This is a genomic window from Burkholderia mayonis (assembly GCF_001523745.2).
Lineage (GTDB): Bacteria > Pseudomonadota > Gammaproteobacteria > Burkholderiales > Burkholderiaceae > Burkholderia > Burkholderia mayonis.
In genome coordinates this window covers 1,814,960-1,835,396 of the sequence record NZ_CP013386.1, presented here as the reverse complement: position 1 = coordinate 1,835,396, position 20,437 = coordinate 1,814,960, and the positions used below count along the sequence as shown (strand labels likewise).

The window sequence follows — 20,437 nt, the reverse complement described above, 5'->3', positions numbered from 1 at the left end:
CGACATCGACGCGCCCGCCCGCGCATGCACGCCGCTGGAGAAACCTCCAATCCCTTCGCCGTTCGCACGCGTCCGCGACGCACCCGCATCGACGCATACGCCGGCACGCATCGACCGAAGCGACCTTCACCCTTTCGCGTAGAGCGTCGACTCGTCGAAGCCCTCCGCGTCGAGCACGCGCCCGATCAGGATCAGCGCGGTGCGCTCGATCGACGTGCCGGCGACCTTGTCGACGATATCGGCGAGCGTGCCCGTCACGCGCGCCTCGTCGGGCCAGCTCGCGCGGTAGATCACCGCGATCGGGCAATCGGCGCCGTAATGCGGCAGCACATCGTCGACGATCCGCGCGAGATGCCGCACGCCGAGATGGATCGCGAGCGTCGCGCGGTGCGCGGCGAGGCTCGTCAGCGTCTCGCCTTCGGGCATCGTCGTCTTGCCCGCGTAGCGCGTGAGGATCACGGTCTGCGCGACGCCCGGCAGCGTCAGCTCGACGCCGAGCGCCGCCGCGCACGCGGCCGCCGCGGTCACGCCGGGCACGATCTCGTAAGGAATCCCGAGTGCGACGAGCCGGCGGATCTGCTCGCCGATCGCGCCGTACAGCGACGGGTCGCCGGAATGCACGCGCGCGACGTCCTGCCCTTTCGCGTGCGCGTGCGCGAGCAGCGCGACGATCGCGTCGAGATCGAGCTCCGCCGTGTTCACGACCTGTTCGGCGCGATGGCCGTCGAGCACCGCGGCCGGCACGAGCGAGCCCGCGTACAGGATCACCGGGCAGCTGCGCACGAGGCGCTGGCCCTTCACCGTGATCAGCTCGGGGTCGCCCGGACCCGCGCCGATGAAGTACACCGTCATTCAATGCTCCGTCATTCGATGATTCGTTTCGAGGATGCGATGGGCGCGTCGTGCGTCGTGCGCGGCGGCGAGCGCATCGGATTTCGCGCGCAACGCCATGCGCATTCGCCGGACGCGGCGGCATCGGTGCGCATCGCGGCGCGTGCTACGGATCGGCCCGCGGCGCGAGGCCGTTCGCGTCCGGTCGTCGTCCCGGCGTCGCGCGCCGATACGGCCGCGCCGAACACGCGATTCGTCGCGGCGCGTGAAGCGCGCGGCGCGTGGTCGCTCGCGCCCGGTTGCCGATCCGGCATGCGGCGCCGGCGCACGCGCGTCGCACACGCGATTCATCACGACGCGCGAAACGCGCACAGCGCGTCGGCGAGCGCGGCCGTGTCGCCGAAGGCACGATCCGCATCGGGCAGCGCCGGCCGCTCGACCATCACGACCGGAATGCGACGCTCGCGCGCGACGTCGAGCTTCGCTTCCGTCGCCGCGCCGCCGCTGTTCTTGCTGACGACGACGTCGATTCCGGCTGTCGCGAAAAGCGCGCGCTCGCCGTCGGCCGTAAACGGCCCGCGTGCGGCGAGCACGTGCGCGCGTGCGTTGCCCGGATGCGCGTCGAGGCACCGCACGATCCAGTGCTGATGCGGCGGGATGTCGTCGAGATGCGCGAGCGGCTCGCGCCCGAGCGTGAAAAGCGGCCGCGCGAACGGCGCGATCGCGGCGGCGACGCCGTTCCAATCGGCGACGCCGCGCCAGTCGTCGCCCGGCTGCGGCCGCCATGGCGTGCGGCGCAGCGCCCAGTAGCGCACGCCGGCCGCGCGGCACGCGGCGGCCGCGTTCGCGCTGATCCGCGCGGCGAACGGATGCGTCGCGTCGACGACGAGCGCGATCGCGTGCTCGCGCAGATAGCGTGCGAGCCCGTCGGCGCCGCCGAAGCCGCCGACGCGCACGCCGCATGCGAGATCGTCCGGCACCTTGCCGAGTCCTGCAAGGCTGTATACGTCGCTCGGCGCGAGCGTGTGCGCGACGCGCAGCGCGTCGCCCGTGCCGCCAAGCAGCAGCACGCGGCGCGCGTTCATGGCGCGACGCCGACGATGCGGCCCCCGCGGTCGATCGCGAGCGCCTCGACCTCGACCTCGTTCGGCACGATGTCGCGCGCCACGCGACGCACGTGCGCGCAGACAACGTCGCCGAGCGGCACGCGGTGCGCGAGCGCCAGCGCCAGCGCTTGCTGGCTCGTGTTCGCCGCGCGGATCTCGTACTGCAGCACGGCGCTCGCGCCGGCTTCGCCCGCCCACTCGGCGAGCAGCGGCAAGTCGATGTTCGAATGGCGGCTGTGCAGATCGAGATGGCCCGCCGCGAGCTTGCTCAGCTTGCCGAAGCCGCCGCACAGCGTGAGCCGCGCGACGGGCGCGCGGCGCAGGTACTTGAGCACCGCGCCCGCGAAGTCGCCCATTTCGATCAGCGCGATGTCGGGAAGGCCATAGCGCGCGCGCACCGCGTCCTCGCTCGCGTTGCCGGTGCACGCGGCGATGTGCTGCACACCGTTCGCGCGCGCGACGTCGATCCCCTGATGAATCGACGCGATGTACGCGGAGCACGAGAACGGCCGCACGATGCCCGTCGTGCCGAGGATCGACAATCCGCCGACGATCCCGAGACGCGGATTCATCGTCTTCAGTGCGAGCGCTTCGCCGCCCTCGACGCCGATCTCTACGTCGAAGCCGCCCGCGTAGCCATGCTCGGCCGCGAGCGCGACGAGGTGCTCAGTCATCATCCGGCGCGGCACCGGGTTGATCGCCGGCTCGCCGACCGGGATCGTGAGCCCAGCCCGCGTGACCGTGCCGACGCCCGGCCCCGCGCAAAAACGCACGCCCGGTTCATGAACGAGCCGCACGCGCGCGAACACGAGCGCGCCGTGCGTGACGTCGGGATCGTCGCCCGCGTCCTTGATCGTGCCCGCCTCGGCGCCATCGCCGTCGGTCGCGCGGCAGAACTCGAGCCGCATCGCGACGTGCTGTCCCTTCGGCAGCACGATCTCGACCATGTCGCTCGCCTGCCCGCTCAGCAGCAGGCGCGCGGCCGCGAGCGACGTCGCGGTCGCGCAGCTGCCCGTCGTGTAGCCGAAGCGCAGCGGCGCCGGCTGCTCAGGCGTTTCGTCGCGCATCATCCGCACTCCGGCTGCCTATCGTCCGGCTCGTCCGGCTCGTCCGGCTCGCGCGGCTTGCGCGCGTCGTACAGCGTGACGGGCAGCGCCTGCCGCCACGCGTCGAAACCGCCGAGCGGCTGCGCGTGCGCGACCGACACGCGCGTGAGCGTGCCGCCATGCCGCTCGCGCCACGCAACGAGCGCGGCTTCGCCTTGCAGCGTGACCGCGTGCGCGACGAAGCGGCCGCCCGGCTTCAGGCCCGCCCAGCATGCGTCGAGCATGCCGTCGCGGCTCACGCCGCCGCCGACGAACACCGCGTCGGGCGCGGGCAGGCCCGCGAGCGCGTCGGGCGCGCGGCCCGCGACGAGCTCGAGCGCGGGCACGCCGAGCGCGTCGCGGTTGTGCTCGATGAAGCGCTGCCGGTCCGGATGCGCTTCGATCGCGATCGTCTTGCAGCTCGGATGCGCGCGCATCCATTCGATGCCGATCGACCCGGAGCCCGCGCCGACGTCCCACAGCAATTCGCCCGGCGCGGGCGCGAGCCGCGCGAGCGCGAGCGCGCGCAGATCGCGTTTCGTCAACTGCCCGTCGTGGCGGTACGCGTCGTCGGGCAAGCCGGGCGTGAGCGCGAGACGCGGCGCATCGACGCACGCGCGGCATTCGATCGCGACGAGATTGAGCGCCGCCGTGCGCGCGTCGCCCCACGCGTGCGCGCGCGCGTCGATGCGCCGCTCGAGCCGGCCGCCGAGATGCTCGAACACGCTGAGCGCGCTCGGCCCGAAGCCGCGTGCGACCAGCGCGCCCGCGATCGCGGCAGGCGTCGCGCCGTCGGCGCTCAGCACGAGCAGACGCCGGCCCGGATACAGATGCCGGTGGAGCGACGCGAGCGGCCGGCCGACGAGCGACACCGCGTCGACGTCCTGCAGCGCCCAGCCGATGCGCGCGGCCGCGAGCGACAGCGACGACGGCGCGGGCAGCACGCGCCATTCGTGCGGCGCGAGCGTGCGTGCGAGCGTCGCGCCGATGCCGAACAGCATCGGGTCGCCGCTCGCGAGCACGCACGCGCGCGCGGGACGGCGCGCGAGAAGCGGCGCGAGATCGAACGGCTTCGGCCACGGTGCGCGCTCGGCCCCGTGCCGCGCCGGCAGCATCGCGAGGTGACGCTCGCCGCCCATCACCACCGCCGCCTCGGCGAGCGCGCGCCGCGCGCGCTTGCCGAGGCCCGCGTATCCGTCGTCGCCGATGCCCACCACCGTCAACCACGCGGTCATCCGTCGTACTCCATCGTGTTCCCGTCGATCCTGAAAGCGTCGCCTGCGCGCCGCGCATCCTGCGCTCTGGCGTGGCGAAAAAAGGCATAATACAGCGTCCGTCGACCGGCGCCCCACGGGGCCCAAGAGGGAACGCAGGGCGCGCCGCGCCGCTGCGGCTGCCCCCGCAACTGTGAGTAGCGAGTCCGCATCCGATCCACGCCACTGGCCACGCCGCCCACTCGCGGCCGCCGGGAAGGCCCGCTGCGGATGACGACCTGCCAGCCAGGAGACCTGCCGGGACGTTTCGTTCGTGCCAGCCAACATCGGGCGGGGTGTACCGATGCCGTAGCTCGCCGCTCGCGCGCATTCGCGCGGAACGGCCGGCTCGGGCCGTCGCGCGACGCCTGATCCGGAGCGCCGTTGAATCCTTCCGCCGCCGTTTTTTCATCCGACGCCGCCCGCGCCGCGAGCGCGTGCCCGGGGCTCGTGCGCATCGTCGCCGCGCGCGACGGCGGCCTGTGCCGGATCAAGCTGCCGGGCGGCGCGCTCGCCGCCGCGCAGGCGCGCGCGGTCGCGGCCGTCGCGCGTGCGTTCGGCTCGGGCGTGATCGAAGCGACCAATCGCGCGAACCTGCAATTGCGCGGCGTGACGGCCGGCAGCGAGGCGCACGTCAGCCGCGCCCTGATCGATGCGGGGCTCGGACCGCTGACGGAAGGCTTGCCGGCGGCGTCGCTCGACGCATGCGTCGCCGCGCGCGACGACGTGCGCAACCTGATGCTGAGCCCGACGGCCGGCCGCGATCCGCACGCGCTCGTCGACGGCGCCGCGCTCGCGGCCCGCCTCCTCGACATGCTGCAGACGGAGCCATGCTGCGCCGCGCTGTCGCCGAAATTCTCCGTGCTGCTCGACGGCGGCGAGCGGCTCGCCGCGCTCGATCATCCGCACGACATCTGGCTGTCCGCGCTGCGCGACGCGCGAGGCGACACGTGGCTCGCGATCGGCCTGGCCGGCTGCCCGCCCGTCGAGGGCGAGCCGGCCGCGCCGCATGCCGGCGCGCTCGCGGCCGTCGCGCCGGCGCAGGCGGTCGAATGCGTGCGCGCGCTCGTGACGAGTTTCGTCGAGCGCGCGCCGGCCGGCGCGACGCGCATGCGCGATCTGCTCGCGACATGCACGCCCGATGCATTCCTTTCGCATGCCGAAGCACGGCTGCCGTTCGCACTGCGGCGCGGCGCGGATCTCGCCGGCTGGCGGCGCGCGCGCGGCGATACGGCGCTGCGTTTCGGCATCCGGCCCGAGCGGGACCCGGCGCGCTGCGTCGTCGGCGCGCAGCCGCCGCTCGGCCGGCTCGACGCCGCGACGCTCGAAGCGCTCGCCGCGCTCGCCGATACGCACGGCGACGGCACGCTGCGGATCACGCCTTGGCAAGGCGTGATGCTGCCGGGCGTCGCGCGCGATGCCGCGCGCGATGTCCTCGCGCGCGTCGCTGCGCTCGGCTTCGTGTGCGATGCGTCGGCGCCGCTCGCGCACGTCGTCGCATGCGCGGGCTCGACGGGCTGCGCACGTTCGCCCGCCGACACGAAAGCCGACGCGCGCGCGCTCGCCGCGCAGCTTGCCGCGCCCATCGACGTGCACTTGAGCGGCTGCGCGCGCTCGTGCGCATTGCCGCACGCGGCCGCGCACACGCTCGTCGCGACCGCGGCGGGCCGCTACGACCTCTATCGGCGCGACGGCGCGACGGGCTTCGGCCACGCCGTCGCGCGCCAACTGACGATCGACCAGGCCGCCGCCGCGCTCTCGCGCGACACGCGGCCCATTCAGGATGACATTGATGCTTGACTACCTTCGCGACGGCGACGCGATCTACCGCGAATCGTTCGCGACGATCCGTGCGGAAGCCGATCTGACGAACGTGCCGCCCGACCTCGAAAAACTCGCTGTGCGCGTGATCCATGCGTGCGGGATGGTCGACATCGTTCGCGACCTGCGGTTTTCCGAGGGCGCGGGCGCGGCGGGCCGCGCGGCGCTGAAAGCCGGCGCGCCGATCCTCTGTGACGCACGGATGGTCGCCGAAGGCGTCACGCGCGCGCGGCTGCCCGCCGCGAACCCCGTGCTCTGCACGCTCGGCGAGCCCGACGTGCCGCAGCTCGCGCGCGAGATCGGCAATACGCGCTCGGCGGCGGCGCTCGAGCTGTGGCGTCCGCACCTCGCGGGCAGCGTCGTCGCGATCGGCAACGCGCCGACCGCGCTCTTCCATCTGCTCGACATGATCGACGCGGGCGCGCCCCGCCCCGCGCTGATCCTCGGCTTTCCGGTCGGCTTCGTCGGCGCGGCCGAATCGAAGGCGCTCCTCGCGGCCGACAGCCGCGGCGTGCCGTTCGTCGCGATCGCCGGCCGCCGCGGCGGCAGCGCGATGGCCGCCGCCGCCGTCAACGCGCTCGCTTCGGAGGCCGAATGACGCGCAAGACCGGCCGCCTCTACGGGCTCGGCGTCGGGCCGGGCGACCCCGAGCTCCTGACGCTGAAGGCGCTGCGCGTGCTGCAGGCGGCGCCCGTCGTCGCGTATTTCGTCGCGAAGGGCAAGAAAGGCAACGCGTTCAGCATCGTCGAAGCGCATCTGAGCGACGCGCAGACGCACATGCCGCTCGTCTACCCGGTGACGACCGAAGCGCTGCCGCCGCCGCTCTGCTACGAAGCCGTGATCGCGGACTTCTACGACACGGCCGCCGAACACGTCGCCGCACATCTCGACGCGGGCCGCGACGTCGCGGTGATCTGCGAAGGCGATCCGTTCTTCTACGGCTCGTACATGTACCTGCACGACCGGCTCGCGCCGCGCTACGACGCGCAAGTCGTGCCGGGCGTGTGCTCGATGCTGGGCGGCGCGGCGGTGCTCGGCGTGCCGCTCGTCTACCGGAATCAGAGCCTCTCGGTGCTGTCCGGCGTGCTGCCCGAGGACGAGCTGCGCGCGCGTCTCGCGAAGGCCGATGCGGCCGTCGTGATGAAGCTCGGCCGCAACTTCGACAAGGTGCGCCGCGTGCTCGACGAGCTCGGGCTCGCGCACCGCGCGCACTACATCGAGCGCGCGACGATGCAGGCGCAGCGAATCGTGCCGCTCGCGGAAGTCGATCCGATGGCGTCGCCGTATTTTTCGTTGCTCGTCGTGCCGGGGGAAAAATGGCAAGGATGACGACCGCGCCCTCGATCGTGATACTCGGGCCCGGCGCGCTCGCAACCGCGCGCCGGATCCAGGCGCGCTACGACGGCGCGCACGTGCATGCGCTCGCGGGTCGCGCCGATGCGGATGTTTCGTTCACCGAACTCGGCCCGCATCTGCGCGAGCTGTACGCGCGCGGCGCGCCGATCGTCGCGCTCTTCGCGGCCGGCATCGTGATCCGTTGCGTCGCGCCGTGCCTCGCCGACAAGGGCGCGGAGCCGCCGGTGCTCGCGGTCGCCGAGGACGGCAGCGCGGTCGTGCCGCTGTTGGGCGGGCTCGCGGGCGCGAACGTGCTCGCGCGCGAAATCGCCGATGCGCTCGGCGTCACGGCCGCGATCACGACGAGCGGCGAGCTGCGCTTCGGCGCATGCGTGCTGAATCCGCCCGAGGGCTACGCGCTCGCCGATCTCGACGCGGGCAAGCGCTTCGTGTCCGATCTGCTTGCGGGCGAAAGCACGCGGATCGAAGGCAATGCACGGTGGCTCGACGACGTCGCGCTGCCGCGCGACGCGCACGCGGCGCGCGCGATCCGCGTCACGCCTTACGCGTCGCGCGGCGATGCGCACGCATTACTGATTCATCCGCGAAGCGTCGTCATTGCGTTCGGCGATGAAGATCGCGTCGACGATCGCGCGCGGAATGCTTCGGATCACGATGCAATCGCGAGCCGGAACTCGAATGACGCCGCGAACGCAAGCGGAAGCGGCGCCACACCGAACCTGCCGCCGCTCGCCGCACGCATCGCCGCCCGGCTCGCCGCGCACGATCTCGCGCCGCTCGCGCTCGCGGCCGTCGTCGCGCCGGCGCGTCGCATCGCCGATCACGCGCTGACCGAAGCGGCGCGCGCGCTGCGCGTGCCGCTGCGTTTCGTCGATACCGACGCACATGACGCGTCCGGCGTGCTCGACGCCGCGATCCCCGCCACGCTCGCGCGGCGCGTCGGCACGAAGCACGCGGAGGCGACGCCGCACGATCTCGCGATCGCCGTTTCCGATTCGCCCGTCGATCCCGTCACGCTCGGCGCGACGCGCGGCCGCCTGACGGTGCTCGGCCTCGGTCCCGGCCGCGCCGACCTGATGACGCCTGCCGCGCGCGCGGCGCTCGCCGGCGCGACCGACATTGTCGGCTACGCGACCTACGTGAACATGGCGGGCCCGTTCCGCGCGGACCAAGCGCTGCACGTCTCCGACAATCGCGAAGAATTGCAGCGCGCGCGTCACGCGTTCGAGCTCGCGGCGCAAGGCCGGCGCGTCGCGGTCGTGTCGTCGGGCGATCCCGGCGTGTTCGCGATGGCGGCGGCCGTGCTCGAAGCGCTCGACGGCGCCGACGACGCGCGCTGGGCGGCCGTCGAGCTCGACGTCGTGCCCGGCGTGTCGGCCGCGCTCGCGACGGCCGCCGAAGCGGGCGCGCCGCTCGGCCACGACTTCTGCATGATCTCGCTGTCCGACAACCTGAAGCCGTGGGCGATCATCGAAAAGCGCATCGATCACGCAGCCGCCGCCGATCTCGCGCTCGCGTTCTACAACCCGGTGTCGCGCGCGCGGCCCGTGCAGTTCGATCGCGCGCTCGACGTCGTGCGCCGGCACCGCACGCCGGACACGATCGTCGTGCTCGGCCGCGACATCGGCCGCCCCGGCGCTGCGCTCGTCACGACGACGCTCGGCGCGCTGTTCGCGCAGCAGGTCGACATGCGCACGATGGTGATCGTCGGCTCGTCGACGACACGCCGCGTCGTTCGCGACGGCGCGCGCGAATGGGTATACACACCGCGCTGGTATCGCTGATCTCGAAGCGAAGCGAAACGAAGCGAAACGAAGCGAAACGAAGCGATGCGCGACGTGCAATGCGCCGCGCCTCGCGTTTCGCTTCGCACGCCGGACCGTGCGTGAGCCGCACGCGTCTCGCGCTGCGAGCGCATCCTTGCGATCAATGCGCGCGATCGTTTCGGATCGCAAATCGAATCACGCATCGAACCTTGAATCCGAATAATAAAAAGAACGACTCACGATTCCATAATGCGAGCGATTCCTCCATGATGTGAACGCCGAAACGTCGACCGCCCATCGAGCGCGGCGACGCAACGGTGATATGCAGGCCAGCATATCCACCCATCAACATGGAGAGAACAATGAACTTCAGCATGTTGTCCCGCTTCGTCCCGCGCGCGATCGCGGCGGGCTGTCTGTTGGCGGCGGCAGGCGCGTCGCAGGCGGCTGGCGCCTACGCGCCGTACGTCGACGTGACGCTCTATCCGACGCCGCTCGTCGATCAGATCGGCGTGCAGCAAGGCATTCAGCAATTCATGCTCGCGTTCGTCGTGTCGGGCGGCAACCAGTGCGCGCCGTCGTGGGGCGGCGTGCAGCCGATCGGCAACGGCGCGACGGGCGATCTGCTCAACACGATCGAGACGTCGGTGACGAACTATCGCGCGAAAGGCGGCGACGTCGCGGTGTCGTTCGGCGGCGCGGCCGGGCTGCCGCTGATGCAGGCGTGCTCGAGCGTGGCCGCGCTGAAGGGCGCGTATCAAACCGTGATCGACACGTACAGCCTCACGCATGTCGACTTCGACATCGAAGGCGCGTCGCAACAGGATTCGGCGGCCGTCACGCGCAACTTCCAGGCGGTCGCGCAACTGCAGGCCGACTACGCGGCGAAGGGCAAGCCGCTGCACGTGACGCTGACACTGCCGGCCATGCCGACGGGTCTGGTTCAGGACGGCCTGAACGTGCTGAACGCGGCGCTCGCGAACAACGTGACGCTCGACGCGGTGAACATCATGACGATGGATTACGGCCCCGCCGGCATCGACATGGGCGCGGCCGCGATCAGCGCCGCGCAGGGACTCTATTCGCAGCTCGACACCGCGTACAAGTCGGTCGGCAAGCCGCAGACCGACGCGCAGCTCAAGCAGCTCGTCGGCGTCACGCCGATGATCGGCGTGAACGACGTGCAAGGCGAAACGTTCACGCTCGCGAACGCGCAGAGCGTGCAGACAACGGCTGCGAACAACAACTACGGCTTCGTCGGCATCTGGTCGATCACGCGCGACAAGGCGTGCGACGGCGGCTCGCAGTACGCATCTCCGATCTGCTCGGGCGTCGCGCAGCAGCCGTACGCGTTCTCGTCGATCTTCAAGCAGCTGGGCGGCCAGTGGGGCTCGGGCGTGACGCAGGACCCGAACTACGGCGGCGGCTCGGACGGCGGCGGCAAGCCGCAGCCGGGCGCGCCGTGGTCGGCGACGCAGGTCTACACGGCGGGCGCGACGGTCACGTACCAGGGCACGACCTATCAGGCGCAATGGTGGACGCAAGGCGACATTCCGGGCCAGTCGTCGGTGTGGAAGCCAGTCGGCGGCAATGCGCCGGCGTGGTCGTCGACGACCGCGTATCCGGCCGGCGCGTGCGTGATGTACCAGGGCGCGAAGTACTGTGCGAAATGGTGGACGCAGGGCGACACGCCGAGCGCGGGCGGACCGTGGGCGAAGGCCTGACGGCGGCGGCCGGGCCGCGCAGCGACGCGCGGTAGCCGGCCGTCGCGCGGGATCGGCGCTCGTGCGGGCCAGTCCCGCCTGCCTGGCGATGCGCGTCGCCGGGCAGGATTTCGACGCGGATTCGCGTGACCGATGTGCGATGTGACGCGTAAGACGTTCGATGCGCGCGCGGACCGCATCGCATGGCGAGAATTCACCGGCATCCCCCAAGCCCCGTTCCTTGTCGGCTGAGCGATGCCCTCTCATGCCAAGGCTTTCGCACACGATCGCCAACATGACAGCGCATGAAAAAACGCGCGCATGCGGCTCAGCGCGGAAATCGCACGGTTGTCCGCCGTCGCGGAGGAGATGCTCGCCGAAAAACACGGATCATCCCAACCCCATTCCTGCCGCGGCACCGGCTTTACTCAACCCACTGGAGTCTATCTTGTCCGAGCTTTCCGCCACGATTGCCGCGATGCGCCCGTTCATTGCCGCCCGGGACTTCGAACTGAGCAAACGCTTTTATCTCGACCTCGGGTTCACGTTGTCGAACGACAGTCAGGATGCCGCCGTCCTGACCTTCGGATCGCACAGCATCCTGTTGCAGAACTATTACGAAGTCAACTGGGCGGAAAATACCATGCTGCAGATCGTCGTCACCGATCTCGACATCTGGTGGCAACACATCGTGTCGCTGAAACTCGACGATACCTACGCGGTAAAAGCGCCGATCGCGCCGAAGGTGCAGCCCTGGGGGCTTCGGGTCGCGTACGTATACGATCCGTCCGGCGTCCTGTGGCATTCGCCGAGTCCAAATCCGCCTGATCGTCGGGCCAACGGAAATGCCGCATGCCGGCGGCCGCCGCCGAGCGCGGCCGCGATCTGCGCGGGACGCGGCGCCGAATAATAGCCGCCGCCGCGCACTTCGCACAGATGGCCGCGATTGACGAGCGTGCGCGCTAGCGCGAGGCAGCTCGACATCGCGGCGCGTCGAGCCGCTGCGCGAGTTTGGTCAGCGACAGCGGGCGCCTCGCGGCGGCGAACACCTCGAACAGATCGAGCGTGCGGGAAACGAGCTTGACGTCCATATCAGGCAGAAAAAATGGTCGGCCGCGCGCGTCGGCGCACCGCATCGGCGCGCGGCGGCGGCATTCGATGTCAATACGGCTTCGGCAGGCCGCCGAGCACTTTCTCCGCGATGAAGCGCAGGATCATCTGCGGACTGACGGGCGCGCCCCGCGGAATCACGCATTCGCGCAGATGGCACTCGACGCGGTACCCCTTCGCTTGACACATGCCGCCGAGGGTCGCCATCGCGGCCTGACGCGCGCTCGAGCTCGAACGTCTCGCGCAGGAGCGCGGCGCGTCGAATGTCATCGACGCGCTCGGCTGTGCGAGCTCCGGCGGCTTGCTCGCGATCTTGCTGTTGCGCCGGACGTTTGGCGATTCGCCCGAGCCCGACCTCGCAAACGCCGGCCGCCGACGCGATGCGTCGCGCGGCGACACGCGTCGCCGCGCCAAACGTCGGCGACAGTTGCATGACGTCGACGGCCGTGTCATGCCGCTTGCTGCCGCACATGCTTCGCAGCGGAAAAGGAGCGTTTACGCCGCGTGCAACGCCGCGATCCGCGCGTGCAGCCATTGGCGCAACGCGTCGATCTCTTCGATGCACACCGAATGCGGCATCGGATACGCGTGCCAGTCGACGCTCGCGCCCTTCTCGCGCGCAAAGTCGCGCGCGGCCTCGCCGAGCGCAATCGGCAGGATGTCGTCGTCGGTGCCGTGCGCGGCGAAGATCGGCGTCGCGCGATTTGCATCGGCGAGCCGCTCGTCGATGAAGCGCGGCGACGGAACGTAGCCGGACAGCACGATCAGGCCCGCGAGCGCGTCCCGATGCGTGAGCCCCGCCGTGTAGGTCATCGCGCCGCCCTGCGAGAAGCCCGCGACGAAGATTCGTGACGTCGGAATGCCGCGCCGGTTCTGTTCGTCGATCAGGCGGCGCACGGTCGCGCACGATGCGGCGATCCCCGCTTCGTCGACCTGCCGGTTCACACCCTCGAACGACAGGATGTCGTACCATGCGCGCATCACGCAGCCGTTGTTCGCGGTGACCGCGATCTCGGGCGCGTTCGGGAACACGAAGCGCACGGCCGGGTCGTTCGCGATCCGCAGCTCGGGGACGAGCGGCACGAAGTCGTTCGCGTCGGCGCCGAGGCCGTGCATCAGGATCACCGCGAACGCGGGGTTGGGGCCGGTTTCGATTTCGATCGTCGGCTGGTCGTCGAGCATGCTGAGGCTCCGCGAGATGAAATGGATGGGAAAAAGCGCGTCGATGATCGCATATCGCTGCGGCAATCGACTGCCGTGCGCGGTATGGACGGCCGGCGCCGCGATCGCCCGAGCGTCACGCGACCCCGCACGCGAGCTCGTCGGGCGTGACGAGCGTCGCGCCCCACGCGTGCGCGAGCCGCTCGCAGCGACCGAGCCTCACGGCCGCGTCGTCGAAGTCGACGACGACGATCCGGTCGGCGAGCGCCGGCCGCGCGGGCGCTTCGGCCGTGCGCCCGTCCGACAGCAGCCATACCCAGCGCTGCTGCTGCGGGCGCCGGCGCGCCGCGCGCGCGAGCAGCCGCGCCGCGGCGTCGATTCCATGCGCGAGCGGCGTGCCGCCGCCTCCGCCGACGGGCGCGAGCCAGCGCTCGTTCCACCAGCGCGGCACGGCCGGACCGAAGCGCACGTCGGCCGAGCCGCCGCCGAAGCAGACGAGCGCCGCATCGGCGCGCTCGCGCGCGATGCGATCGAAGCGCGCGACGACAAGCCCCTTCGCGCGTGCGAGCCGCCCGGCCGTCAGCATCGACGCCGAGCAGTCGAGCACGAAGCAATGCAGCGCGCCGGGCGCACCGGTCTGCGGCCGGTAGCGCAGATGATCGGCGCGCAGTGCGCCGCCGCGCTTCGCCGCGAGCGTCGCTCGCCAAGCGACGCGCGTACCGGGTCGGCCCCGAGCGTCGCTCGCGTCGTCCGCGCGCATGCCTCGTTCGAGCCATCGAAGTCCGCTGTCCGGCGCGTTCGCGGCGGCAGCGGCGGCATCCGTCCGATGGCTCAGCGTTTTTTTAGCGGCAGCGGAATCACGCGTTTGACGGGCGTCATGCCAGCAGGCTCGGGCGGCAGATAGCCCCAGTCGCTGTCGTCAGTCTGCGGGGGGCGGCCGCTTTCGTGCGCCGCGTCGCGATTGCCGGCTGCGTGCCGCGCCGTGCCGGATGCCGCGGGCGATCGCTCGCGCGGCGAACCGGCCCCGCTTGCGCGCCGCATGTCGTCGGCGTGAGCGTCAGCCGCGGCGTCGAGCCGCGCCGAATCGATCGCGCCGTCGTTTTCGCCGGCGTGCGCGGACTCGCGCCGCCCGGCCTGCGCGCCCGCCTCGGCATCGGGCCGCGTGCGCCGATGGCGCAGCGCGTCGGCGGCGACGCGCTCGACGTGCGCCGCATCGACGATCGTCGCCCCTTCGAGCGCCGCCAGCGCCCGCGCCGCGCGCAGCATCACGAGGTCGCCGCGCAAGCCGTCGACTTGCGCGCCGATGCAAAGCGCGGAGACGCGCGCGTGTGCGGCGTCGTCGAACGCGAGCGCCGGCAGCGCGGCGCGCGCCGTGCGAATTTGCGCGACGAGCGCCGCCTGCGCGTCGCGATACTGCGCGCGGAACGCATGCGGGTCGAGATCGAACGCGAGCCGCGCCTTGACGATCCGTTGCCGCGTCGCCGCGTCGTAGCAGTTCGCGAGCTCGACCATCAATCCGAAGCGGTCGAGCAGTTGCGGCCGCAGCTCGCCCTCCTCCGGATTCATCGTGCCGACGAGCGCGAAGCGCGCCGCGTGGCTGTGCGAGATGCCGTCGCGCTCGACGGTGTTGACGCCGCTTGCGGCCGCGTCGAGCAGCGCGTCGACGAGCGCGTCCGGCAGCAGGTTGATCTCGTCGACGTACAGCACGCCGAGATGCGCGCGCGCGATGAGGCCGGGCGAGAAGCGCACGGCGTTGTCGGCGAGCGCGCTCGCGAGATCGAGCGAGCCCGTCACCTGCTCGTCGGTCGCCGACAGCGGCAGCGTGACGAAGCGCCCTTCGGGCAGCAGTTCGGCGAGCGCGCGCGCGGCAGTCGACTTCGCGGTGCCGCGCGGGCCGCTGACGAGCACGCCGCCCAGGCCCGGATCGACGGCAACGAGCAGCAGCGCGCGTTGCAGTGCGTCCTGGCCGATCAGCGCGGCAAATGGATACGCGGCCGGCAGCGCGCGGGCGTCGGATGCGGCGCCGCTCGGCGTGTGCGCTTCGTTCGTTTTGTTCACGTGGCTTCCGATGGAGATGAAAGTGGCATCGCTTGCGTCATGCGCGGCGTTCGGTTATCGCCCGGTCGCTCATCGCCGCGCCCCTTCGAGACGCTGTTCGCTCGCGAGCAGATAGCCTTCGATCGCGTCGCGGTGCGCGCCCGGCTCCTGCCACAAGCCGCGCTGCATCGCCTCGACGAGCCGCTCGCAGATCCCGTGCAGCGCGTGCGGATTGTGCCGCTCGAGGAACGCGCGGGTGTCGGAGTCGTGCAGGTACGCGTCGGCGACGAGCGCATATTGGTGATCGGCGATCACGCGCGCGGTCGCGTCGTAGCCGTACAGATAGTCGACGGTCGCCGCGATCTCCGCCGCCCCCTTGTAGCCGTGCCGCTTCACGCCGTCGATCCATTTCGGATTGACGACCCGCGAGCGGATCACGCGCGCGATCTCCTCGCGCAGCGTGTTCATCCGTGGCGCGGCCGGGTTGCTGTGGTCGCCGTGATAAAGACTCGGCTGCCGGCCCGACGCATGGCGGACCGCGGCCGCCATGCCGCCGTGGAACTGGTAGTAGTCGTTCGAATCGAGGATGTCGTGCTCGCGGTTGTCCTGGTTCTGCACGACGGCGTTGATCGTCGCGAGGCGCGCGCCGAACGCGTCGTGCGCGGCTTCGCCCGCGCTGTTCTGCGCGTACGCGTAGCCGCCCCAGGTCCGGTACGCATCCGCGAGATCGGCGTCGGTCTGCCAGTGGCGGCCGTCGATCAGCGCCTGCAGCCCCGCGCCGTAGCCGCCCGGCCGTGCGCCGAACACGCGCCAGCCCGCGCGCCGGCGCGCTTCGCCGGCGGGCACGCCGCGCGCGACGAGTGCGTCCGTCTCGCGCCGCACGCGCGCGCGGACGGGATTCAGGTGCTCGGGCTCGTCGAGCTCGGCGACCGCCTGCACTGCCGCGTCGAACAGATGCATCACGTTCGCGAACGCGTCGCGGAAGAAGCCCGACACGCGCAGCGTCACGTCGATCCGCGGCCGGTCGAAGATCTCGATCGGCAGGATCTCGAAATCGGTCACGCGGTGGCTGCCGGGCGCCCATTTCGGCCGCACGCCGAGGAGCGCGAGCGCTTGCGCGACGTCGTCGCCGCCCGTGCGCATCGTCGCCGTCCCCCAGACCGACAGGCCGACCGCGCGCGGGTAGTCGCCGTGCTCCTGCAGATGGCGCTCGATCAACTGCTGCGCCGATTTGAGGCCGATCGTCCACGCGGCCTGCGTCGGCACCGCGCGCGTGTCGACCGAATAGAAGTTGCGGCCCGTCGGCAGCACATCCGGCCGGCCGCGCGACGGCGAGCCGCTCGGCCCCGGCGGCACGAAGCGGCCTTCGAGGCCGCGCCGCAATTGGCGCAGCTCTTCGTCGCCGCACGCGTCGAGGCGCGGCAGCACGTCGCGCGCGATGCGCTCGAGCACCGCGTGTGCGTGCGGCCAGTGCGCGGCGACGGATGCAGGATCGACGCAGTCCGATGCGTTCGGCCGCGACGCATCCTTTGGCGTCTCCGCTTCGCGTGCCGTGTCGCGTGGGACACACGCGGCACACGCGAGGCTTCCGGTGAAACCGTCATGTGCCGCGTGTGCGGACGGCCACGGCTCGGCGCGCGATTCGACGCTTGTCGGCGCTTCGCCGTCTGCCGCCGTCGGGCGCTCCGCCGCGTGATCGGGCAATGCGCCGTCGCCGCCTTCCCCGCACACCTGCTCGATCAATCGGCCCGCGAGCAGCTCGAGCCGCTCGCGCGTGTCGCCCGCATGCCGCCACGGCGCGTCGCTGACCGCGCAGAGCGCGTCGGGCCGCGGCCCCGTCCACGGCGCGGCCCAGTCGGACGCGAGCGGATCGAAATCGTCGCCGAGCGCGAGATCGCGCGCGAGCGCGCCGATCAGCCCCGCGTGCCCGCCGCGTCCGTCGCCCGCCGGAAAGCGCGCGAGCGCGACGAGCGTGTCGCGCCGCTGCCGGCCGCGCGGCGAGCTGCCGAACGTGTGCAGCCCGTCGCGGATCTGCGCCTCCTTCAGCTCGCAGAGCCACGCGTCGACGCGCGTGAGCAGCGCATCCTCGGCGTCGCGGCCGTCGGGCCGCGCGATGCTCAGCTCCTCGTGCAGCCGGTGCTCGACGATCGTCGCGAGGATCGTCTCGCGCAGCACCTTCGCGCGCCGCGCGTCGACCATCAGCGCGTCGTAGTATTCGTCGACCTGCCGCTCGAGGTCCTGCAGCGGCCCGTAGTTTTCGGCGCGCGTGAGGGGCGGCATCAGGTGGTCGACGATCACCGCCTGTGCGCGCCGCTTCGCCTGGCTGCCCTCGCCCGGATCGTTGACGATGAACGGGTACAGGTGCGGCATCGGCCCGAGGATCAGGTCCGGCCAGCACGCGTCCGACAGCGCGACGCTCTTGCCCGGCAGCCATTCGAGATTGCCGTGCTTGCCGACGTGGACGATCGCGTCGATGCCGAATGCGTCGCGCAGCCAGAAGTAGAACGCGAGATACGCGTGCGGCGGCACGAGATCGGCGTCGTGATAGTTCGCGTAGTCGTCGCCGCCGCGCGAGCGCGACGGCTGCACGCCGACGAACACCTGGCCCGCACGCCAGCCGGCGATCGTAAAGCGCCGCTGCCGCAGCGTCGGGTCCGCTTCGGGCGGCCCCCAGCGCTCGTTCAGCGCGCTGCGCACCGCGTCCGGCAATCGCGCGAAGCGGCGCAGATAATCGTCGAGCGGATAGCTCTGGAACGCCGGACGCAGCGCGCGCGTCGACGGATCGTTCGTCACGCCTTCGCTGATCCTCGCGAGCAGCGCGTCGCCGTCTTCGGGCAGCTCGGCCACGCGATAGCCCGCGTCGCGCAGCATCGCGAGCACCGCGAGCGCCGACGCCGGCGTATCGAGCCCGACGCCGTTGCCGATCCGCCCTTCGCTCGCCGGATAGTTCGCGAGCACGAGCGCGACGCGCTTCTCGGCATTGTCGAGCGTGCGCAGCCGGCACCAGCGGCGGCTCAGCTCGGCGACGAACGCGATCCGCTCGTCGTCCGGCTGGTAGCGGACGACGTCGACCTCGGTGTGCGGGCAGCGGTACGCGAGCCCCTTGAAGCTCACCGCGCGCGTGACGATCCGGCCGTCGACTTCCGGCAGCGCGACGTGCATCGCGATGTCGCGCGCGTTGAGGCCGTGCGGATCGGCGAGCCAGGCGTCGCGGTTGCCGCCCGACAGAATCACCTGCAGCACCGGCGCGTCGCCCGCGAGCACCTCCGGCTCGCAAGCGCCCGGCGCGCCCGCGGCGAACGCGGTCGTGTTCAGCACGAGGGCGACATTCGCATCGGCGCACAGCGTGTCGACGACCGCGCGGCTCATCGCGTCCTTGAGCGACGTCACCGCGATCGGCAGCGCATTGAGCCCGACGCGCGCGAGCGCGTCGGCGAGCGCGTCGAACACCGCGGTGTTCGCGGCCTGCCAGTGCGCCTTGTAGAACAGGATCGCGACGACGCTCGCGTTCTCGCGCCAGCGCGCGCGCCAGTCGTCGAGACTCGGGCTCGCGTGCGCCGGATGATAGAGCGCGGCGGCGGGCAGCGGACGCGGCGGCTCGGGCTCGTCGCCGACGCCGAGCGCGTGATGCGCGATGCTGCGCAGCAGCCCTTCGGCGTTCGCGGGCCCGCCCTCGCGCAGATAGCGCCACCAAAGCCGGCACAGCCCGGGCGCGACGGTGCTCTTCGCGATCAGGTTCGGATCTTCCTGCAAGTCGCCCGAGAACATCGCGAGCCTTTGGCCCGCGCGATCCGCGAGCGCGATCGCCTGCTCGATCCCGTACGGCCAGTACGCCTCGCCGCCGAGATGGTCGATCACGACGACGCGCGCGTGGCGCAGCACGTCGTCGACGTAGAAATCGACCGACGCCGGCTGCCGCAGGAACGTCACGTTCGCGAGCCGCACGCTCGGAAAGCCGTCGCCCAACGTCGGCACGACGCTCGCGAGCAGCGACAGCGTCGTGTCGGCCGAGCTCAGGATGACGATGTCGGCCGGACGCTGGTCGATGCGGACGACGCCCGCCGTATCGTCGACGAAGCCGCCCGGCGTCGTGCGCAACAGATGCATCGCTCTATGCCGCCTTTCGCAACGTCACGCGGCCTGCGCGCGGGCCGCGAGCGCCGCGTCGAACGCGCGCTGCAGCACGGCCGCGTCGAGGGCCTCGCCGATCAGCACGAAGCGGCTCACGTCCGCCTCGCCGTCGCGCCAGCGGCGGTCGAAATAGCTGTCGAAGCGCCGCCCGACGCCTTGGACGACGAGCCGCATCGGCGCGTCCGGCAGTGCGGCGAAGCCCTTCACGCGATAGATCGCGTGCGCCTCGACGAGCGCCGCGAGCGCGTCGAGCGCGGCCTCGCGCGAGCCCACGCGCGCCTCGACGACGACCGAATCGAACTCGTCGTGGTGATGATCGGGATCGTCGGTCGAGCCGTGATGATCGTGGCGCAGGTGGATCGTCTCCTCGGATGCGGCGTTCAGGCCGAGCAGCGCCGCGAGATCGAGCTCGCCGCGCCGCGCGCGCACGATCTTCACCTGCTGCGGAATCTCTTCGCGGATCGCCGTCTCGACGCGCGCGAGCGCGCCGTCGTCGAGCAGATCGGTCTTGTTGACGATCACGAGGTCGGCGGACGCAAGCTGATCGGCGAACAGCTCGTGCAGCGGCGATTCGTGATCGAGGTTCGGGTCGGCGCGGCGCTGCGCGTCGACGGCGACCGGATTCTCGGCGAACTGGCCGAGCGCCGTGGCCGGCCCGTCGACGACGGTCAGCACCGCATCGACCGTGAAGCTGTTCTTGATCGACGGCCAGTTGAACGCCTGCACGAGCGGCTTCGGCAGCGCGAGGCCGGACGTCTCGATCAGCACGTGGTCGATGTCCGCGCGGCGCTCGACGAGCTTTTCCATCACCGGATAGAACGCTTCCTGCACGGTGCAGCACAGGCACCCGTTCGCCAGCTCGTAGAGCTGGCCGTCGGCTTCGCGGCCCGCGTCGTCGCAGCCGATCCCGCAGCCCTTGAGGATCTCGCCGTCGATGCCGAGCTCGCCGAACTCGTTGACGATCACGACGATCCGGCGGCCGCCCGCGTTCTGGATGATGTGGCGCAAGAGCGTCGTCTTGCCGCTGCCGAGGAAGCCCGTGACGATCGTCACGGGGATTTTGCGCATTTGCATGGG

At 71.5% G+C, this 20,437-nt stretch carries 16 protein-coding genes, 2 pseudogenes and 1 riboswitch; of the genes and pseudogenes, 6 read left to right on the top strand and 12 right to left on the bottom strand.

Annotated features, from left to right (window positions below; translation table 11 throughout):
• Window positions 1–126 precede the first annotated feature (126 nt).
• The 4 genes from cobM to WS70_RS09045 all read right to left on the bottom strand — a co-directional run bounded on the left by cobM (window position 127) and on the right by WS70_RS09045 (window position 4,257).
• Complete coding sequence (cobM, locus tag WS70_RS09065) at window positions 127–852, bottom strand: precorrin-4 C(11)-methyltransferase (RefSeq protein WP_059597020.1); 726 nt, start codon at window positions 850–852, stop codon at window positions 127–129.
• A gap of 329 nt (window positions 853–1,181) precedes the next feature.
• On the bottom strand, window positions 1,182–1,916 hold the full coding sequence (locus WS70_RS09055; RefSeq protein ID WP_059597022.1) for a cobalt-precorrin-6A reductase: 735 nt from the start codon (window positions 1,914–1,916) through the stop codon (window positions 1,182–1,184).
• The gene (locus WS70_RS09050; RefSeq protein ID WP_059597023.1) at window positions 1,913–3,007 is read right to left on the bottom strand and encodes a cobalt-precorrin-5B (C(1))-methyltransferase; all 1,095 of its coding nucleotides are present in this window, start codon (window positions 3,005–3,007) and stop codon (window positions 1,913–1,915) included. Before WS70_RS09050 ends, WS70_RS09055 begins: the two co-directional genes overlap by 4 nt.
• Complete coding sequence (locus WS70_RS09045; RefSeq protein ID WP_059597024.1) at window positions 3,004–4,257, bottom strand: bifunctional cobalt-precorrin-7 (C(5))-methyltransferase/cobalt-precorrin-6B (C(15))-methyltransferase; 1,254 nt, start codon at window positions 4,255–4,257, stop codon at window positions 3,004–3,006. Before WS70_RS09045 ends, WS70_RS09050 begins: the two co-directional genes overlap by 4 nt.
• An 87-nt stretch (window positions 4,258–4,344) precedes the next feature.
• A riboswitch (cobalamin riboswitch) is annotated at window positions 4,345–4,552 on the top strand.
• Between the two features lie 107 nt (window positions 4,553–4,659).
• Between WS70_RS09045 and cobG the strand changes: the two genes are divergently transcribed.
• From cobG to cobJ, 4 genes are read left to right on the top strand one after another with little or no spacing between them, the layout of a single operon-like run.
• Entirely contained in the window at window positions 4,660–6,075 is a 1,416-nt protein-coding gene (cobG, locus tag WS70_RS09040) for a precorrin-3B synthase (RefSeq protein WP_059470074.1), read from the top strand.
• Window positions 6,068–6,694, top strand: coding sequence for a precorrin-8X methylmutase (locus tag WS70_RS09035; RefSeq protein ID WP_059597025.1), 627 nt, complete (start codon window positions 6,068–6,070; stop codon window positions 6,692–6,694). The genes cobG and WS70_RS09035 overlap by 8 nt, the downstream gene beginning before the upstream one ends.
• Window positions 6,691–7,425 carry a precorrin-2 C(20)-methyltransferase gene (locus tag WS70_RS09030; RefSeq protein ID WP_059470076.1) on the top strand — a complete coding sequence of 245 codons (735 nt, stop codon included), beginning with the start codon at window positions 6,691–6,693 and terminating at the stop codon, window positions 7,423–7,425. Before WS70_RS09035 ends, WS70_RS09030 begins: the two co-directional genes overlap by 4 nt.
• A complete protein-coding gene (cobJ, locus tag WS70_RS09025) occupies window positions 7,422–9,236 on the top strand; it encodes a precorrin-3B C(17)-methyltransferase (protein ID WP_059597026.1) in 1,815 nt (604 codons plus the stop codon). The genes WS70_RS09030 and cobJ overlap by 4 nt, the downstream gene beginning before the upstream one ends.
• A gap of 142 nt (window positions 9,237–9,378) precedes the next feature.
• On the opposite strand, the gene WS70_RS31425 is transcribed toward cobJ, so the two are convergent.
• Window positions 9,379–9,594, bottom strand: a complete 216-nt coding sequence (locus tag WS70_RS31425) for a hypothetical protein (protein WP_082722216.1) — start codon at window positions 9,592–9,594, stop codon at window positions 9,379–9,381.
• Between WS70_RS31425 and WS70_RS09020 the strand changes: the two genes are divergently transcribed.
• Window positions 9,581–10,942, top strand: coding sequence for a T2SS-translocated chitinase (locus WS70_RS09020; protein WP_059597027.1), 1,362 nt, complete (start codon window positions 9,581–9,583; stop codon window positions 10,940–10,942). The genes WS70_RS31425 and WS70_RS09020 overlap by 14 nt on opposite strands.
• Before the next feature lie 160 nt (window positions 10,943–11,102).
• Window positions 11,103–11,831, top strand: coding sequence for a VOC family protein (locus tag WS70_RS33580; protein WP_335640713.1), 729 nt, complete (start codon window positions 11,103–11,105; stop codon window positions 11,829–11,831).
• Here the strand turns inward: WS70_RS33580 and WS70_RS09010 are convergent.
• The 7 genes and pseudogenes from WS70_RS09010 to cobW form a co-directional block, all read right to left on the bottom strand.
• Window positions 11,792–12,012: pseudogene (locus WS70_RS09010) on the bottom strand (helix-turn-helix domain-containing protein); the annotation flags it as partial. The gene WS70_RS33580 and the pseudogene WS70_RS09010 overlap by 40 nt on opposite strands.
• A 70-nt stretch (window positions 12,013–12,082) precedes the next feature.
• Window positions 12,083–12,253: pseudogene (locus WS70_RS09005) on the bottom strand (acyl-CoA dehydrogenase family protein); the annotation flags it as partial.
• A 273-nt stretch (window positions 12,254–12,526) separates the two neighbouring features.
• The gene (locus WS70_RS09000; RefSeq protein WP_059470163.1) at window positions 12,527–13,213 is read right to left on the bottom strand and encodes an alpha/beta hydrolase; all 687 of its coding nucleotides are present in this window, start codon (window positions 13,211–13,213) and stop codon (window positions 12,527–12,529) included.
• A gap of 115 nt (window positions 13,214–13,328) precedes the next feature.
• Window positions 13,329–13,952 carry a vWA domain-containing protein gene (locus WS70_RS08995; RefSeq protein WP_059597029.1) on the bottom strand — a complete coding sequence of 208 codons (624 nt, stop codon included), beginning with the start codon at window positions 13,950–13,952 and terminating at the stop codon, window positions 13,329–13,331.
• Window positions 13,953–14,023: 71 nt separating this feature from the next.
• Window positions 14,024–15,250 carry a magnesium chelatase ATPase subunit I gene (locus WS70_RS08990; RefSeq protein WP_059470082.1) on the bottom strand — a complete coding sequence of 409 codons (1,227 nt, stop codon included), beginning with the start codon at window positions 15,248–15,250 and terminating at the stop codon, window positions 14,024–14,026.
• Window positions 15,251–15,319: 69 nt separating this feature from the next.
• Entirely contained in the window at window positions 15,320–19,336 is a 4,017-nt protein-coding gene (cobN, locus tag WS70_RS08985) for a cobaltochelatase subunit CobN (protein ID WP_059597030.1), read from the bottom strand.
• A gap of 24 nt (window positions 19,337–19,360) precedes the next feature.
• Window positions 19,361–20,434 carry a cobalamin biosynthesis protein CobW gene (cobW, locus tag WS70_RS08980; protein WP_059597031.1) on the bottom strand — a complete coding sequence of 358 codons (1,074 nt, stop codon included), beginning with the start codon at window positions 20,432–20,434 and terminating at the stop codon, window positions 19,361–19,363.
• Between the last annotated feature and the right edge of the window lie 3 nt (window positions 20,435–20,437).

Bases quoted from the DNA above. Each gene is read 5' to 3' on its own strand.
- WS70_RS09000 (WP_059470163.1), bottom strand. From the start codon at position 13,213: ATGCTCGACGACCAGCCGACGATCGAAATCGAAACCGGCCCCAACCCC.
- cobM (WP_059597020.1), bottom strand. From the start codon at position 852: ATGACGGTGTACTTCATCGGCGCGGGTCCGGGCGACCCCGAGCTGATC.
- WS70_RS33580 (WP_335640713.1), top strand. From the start codon at position 11,103: ATGCGCGCGCGGACCGCATCGCATGGCGAGAATTCACCGGCATCCCCC.
- WS70_RS09055 (WP_059597022.1), bottom strand. From the start codon at position 1,916: ATGAACGCGCGCCGCGTGCTGCTGCTTGGCGGCACGGGCGACGCGCTG.
- cobJ (WP_059597026.1), top strand. From the start codon at position 7,422: ATGACGACCGCGCCCTCGATCGTGATACTCGGGCCCGGCGCGCTCGCA.
- WS70_RS09050 (WP_059597023.1), bottom strand. From the start codon at position 3,007: ATGATGCGCGACGAAACGCCTGAGCAGCCGGCGCCGCTGCGCTTCGGC.
- WS70_RS08995 (WP_059597029.1), bottom strand. From the start codon at position 13,952: ATGCGCGCGGACGACGCGAGCGACGCTCGGGGCCGACCCGGTACGCGC.
- WS70_RS09045 (WP_059597024.1), bottom strand. From the start codon at position 4,257: ATGACCGCGTGGTTGACGGTGGTGGGCATCGGCGACGACGGATACGCG.
- WS70_RS09035 (WP_059597025.1), top strand. From the start codon at position 6,068: ATGCTTGACTACCTTCGCGACGGCGACGCGATCTACCGCGAATCGTTC.
- cobW (WP_059597031.1), bottom strand. From the start codon at position 20,434: ATGCAAATGCGCAAAATCCCCGTGACGATCGTCACGGGCTTCCTCGGC.
- WS70_RS09020 (WP_059597027.1), top strand. From the start codon at position 9,581: ATGAACTTCAGCATGTTGTCCCGCTTCGTCCCGCGCGCGATCGCGGCG.
- cobN (WP_059597030.1), bottom strand. From the start codon at position 19,336: ATGCATCTGTTGCGCACGACGCCGGGCGGCTTCGTCGACGATACGGCG.
- WS70_RS09030 (WP_059470076.1), top strand. From the start codon at position 6,691: ATGACGCGCAAGACCGGCCGCCTCTACGGGCTCGGCGTCGGGCCGGGC.
- WS70_RS31425 (WP_082722216.1), bottom strand. From the start codon at position 9,594: ATGCTGAAGTTCATTGTTCTCTCCATGTTGATGGGTGGATATGCTGGC.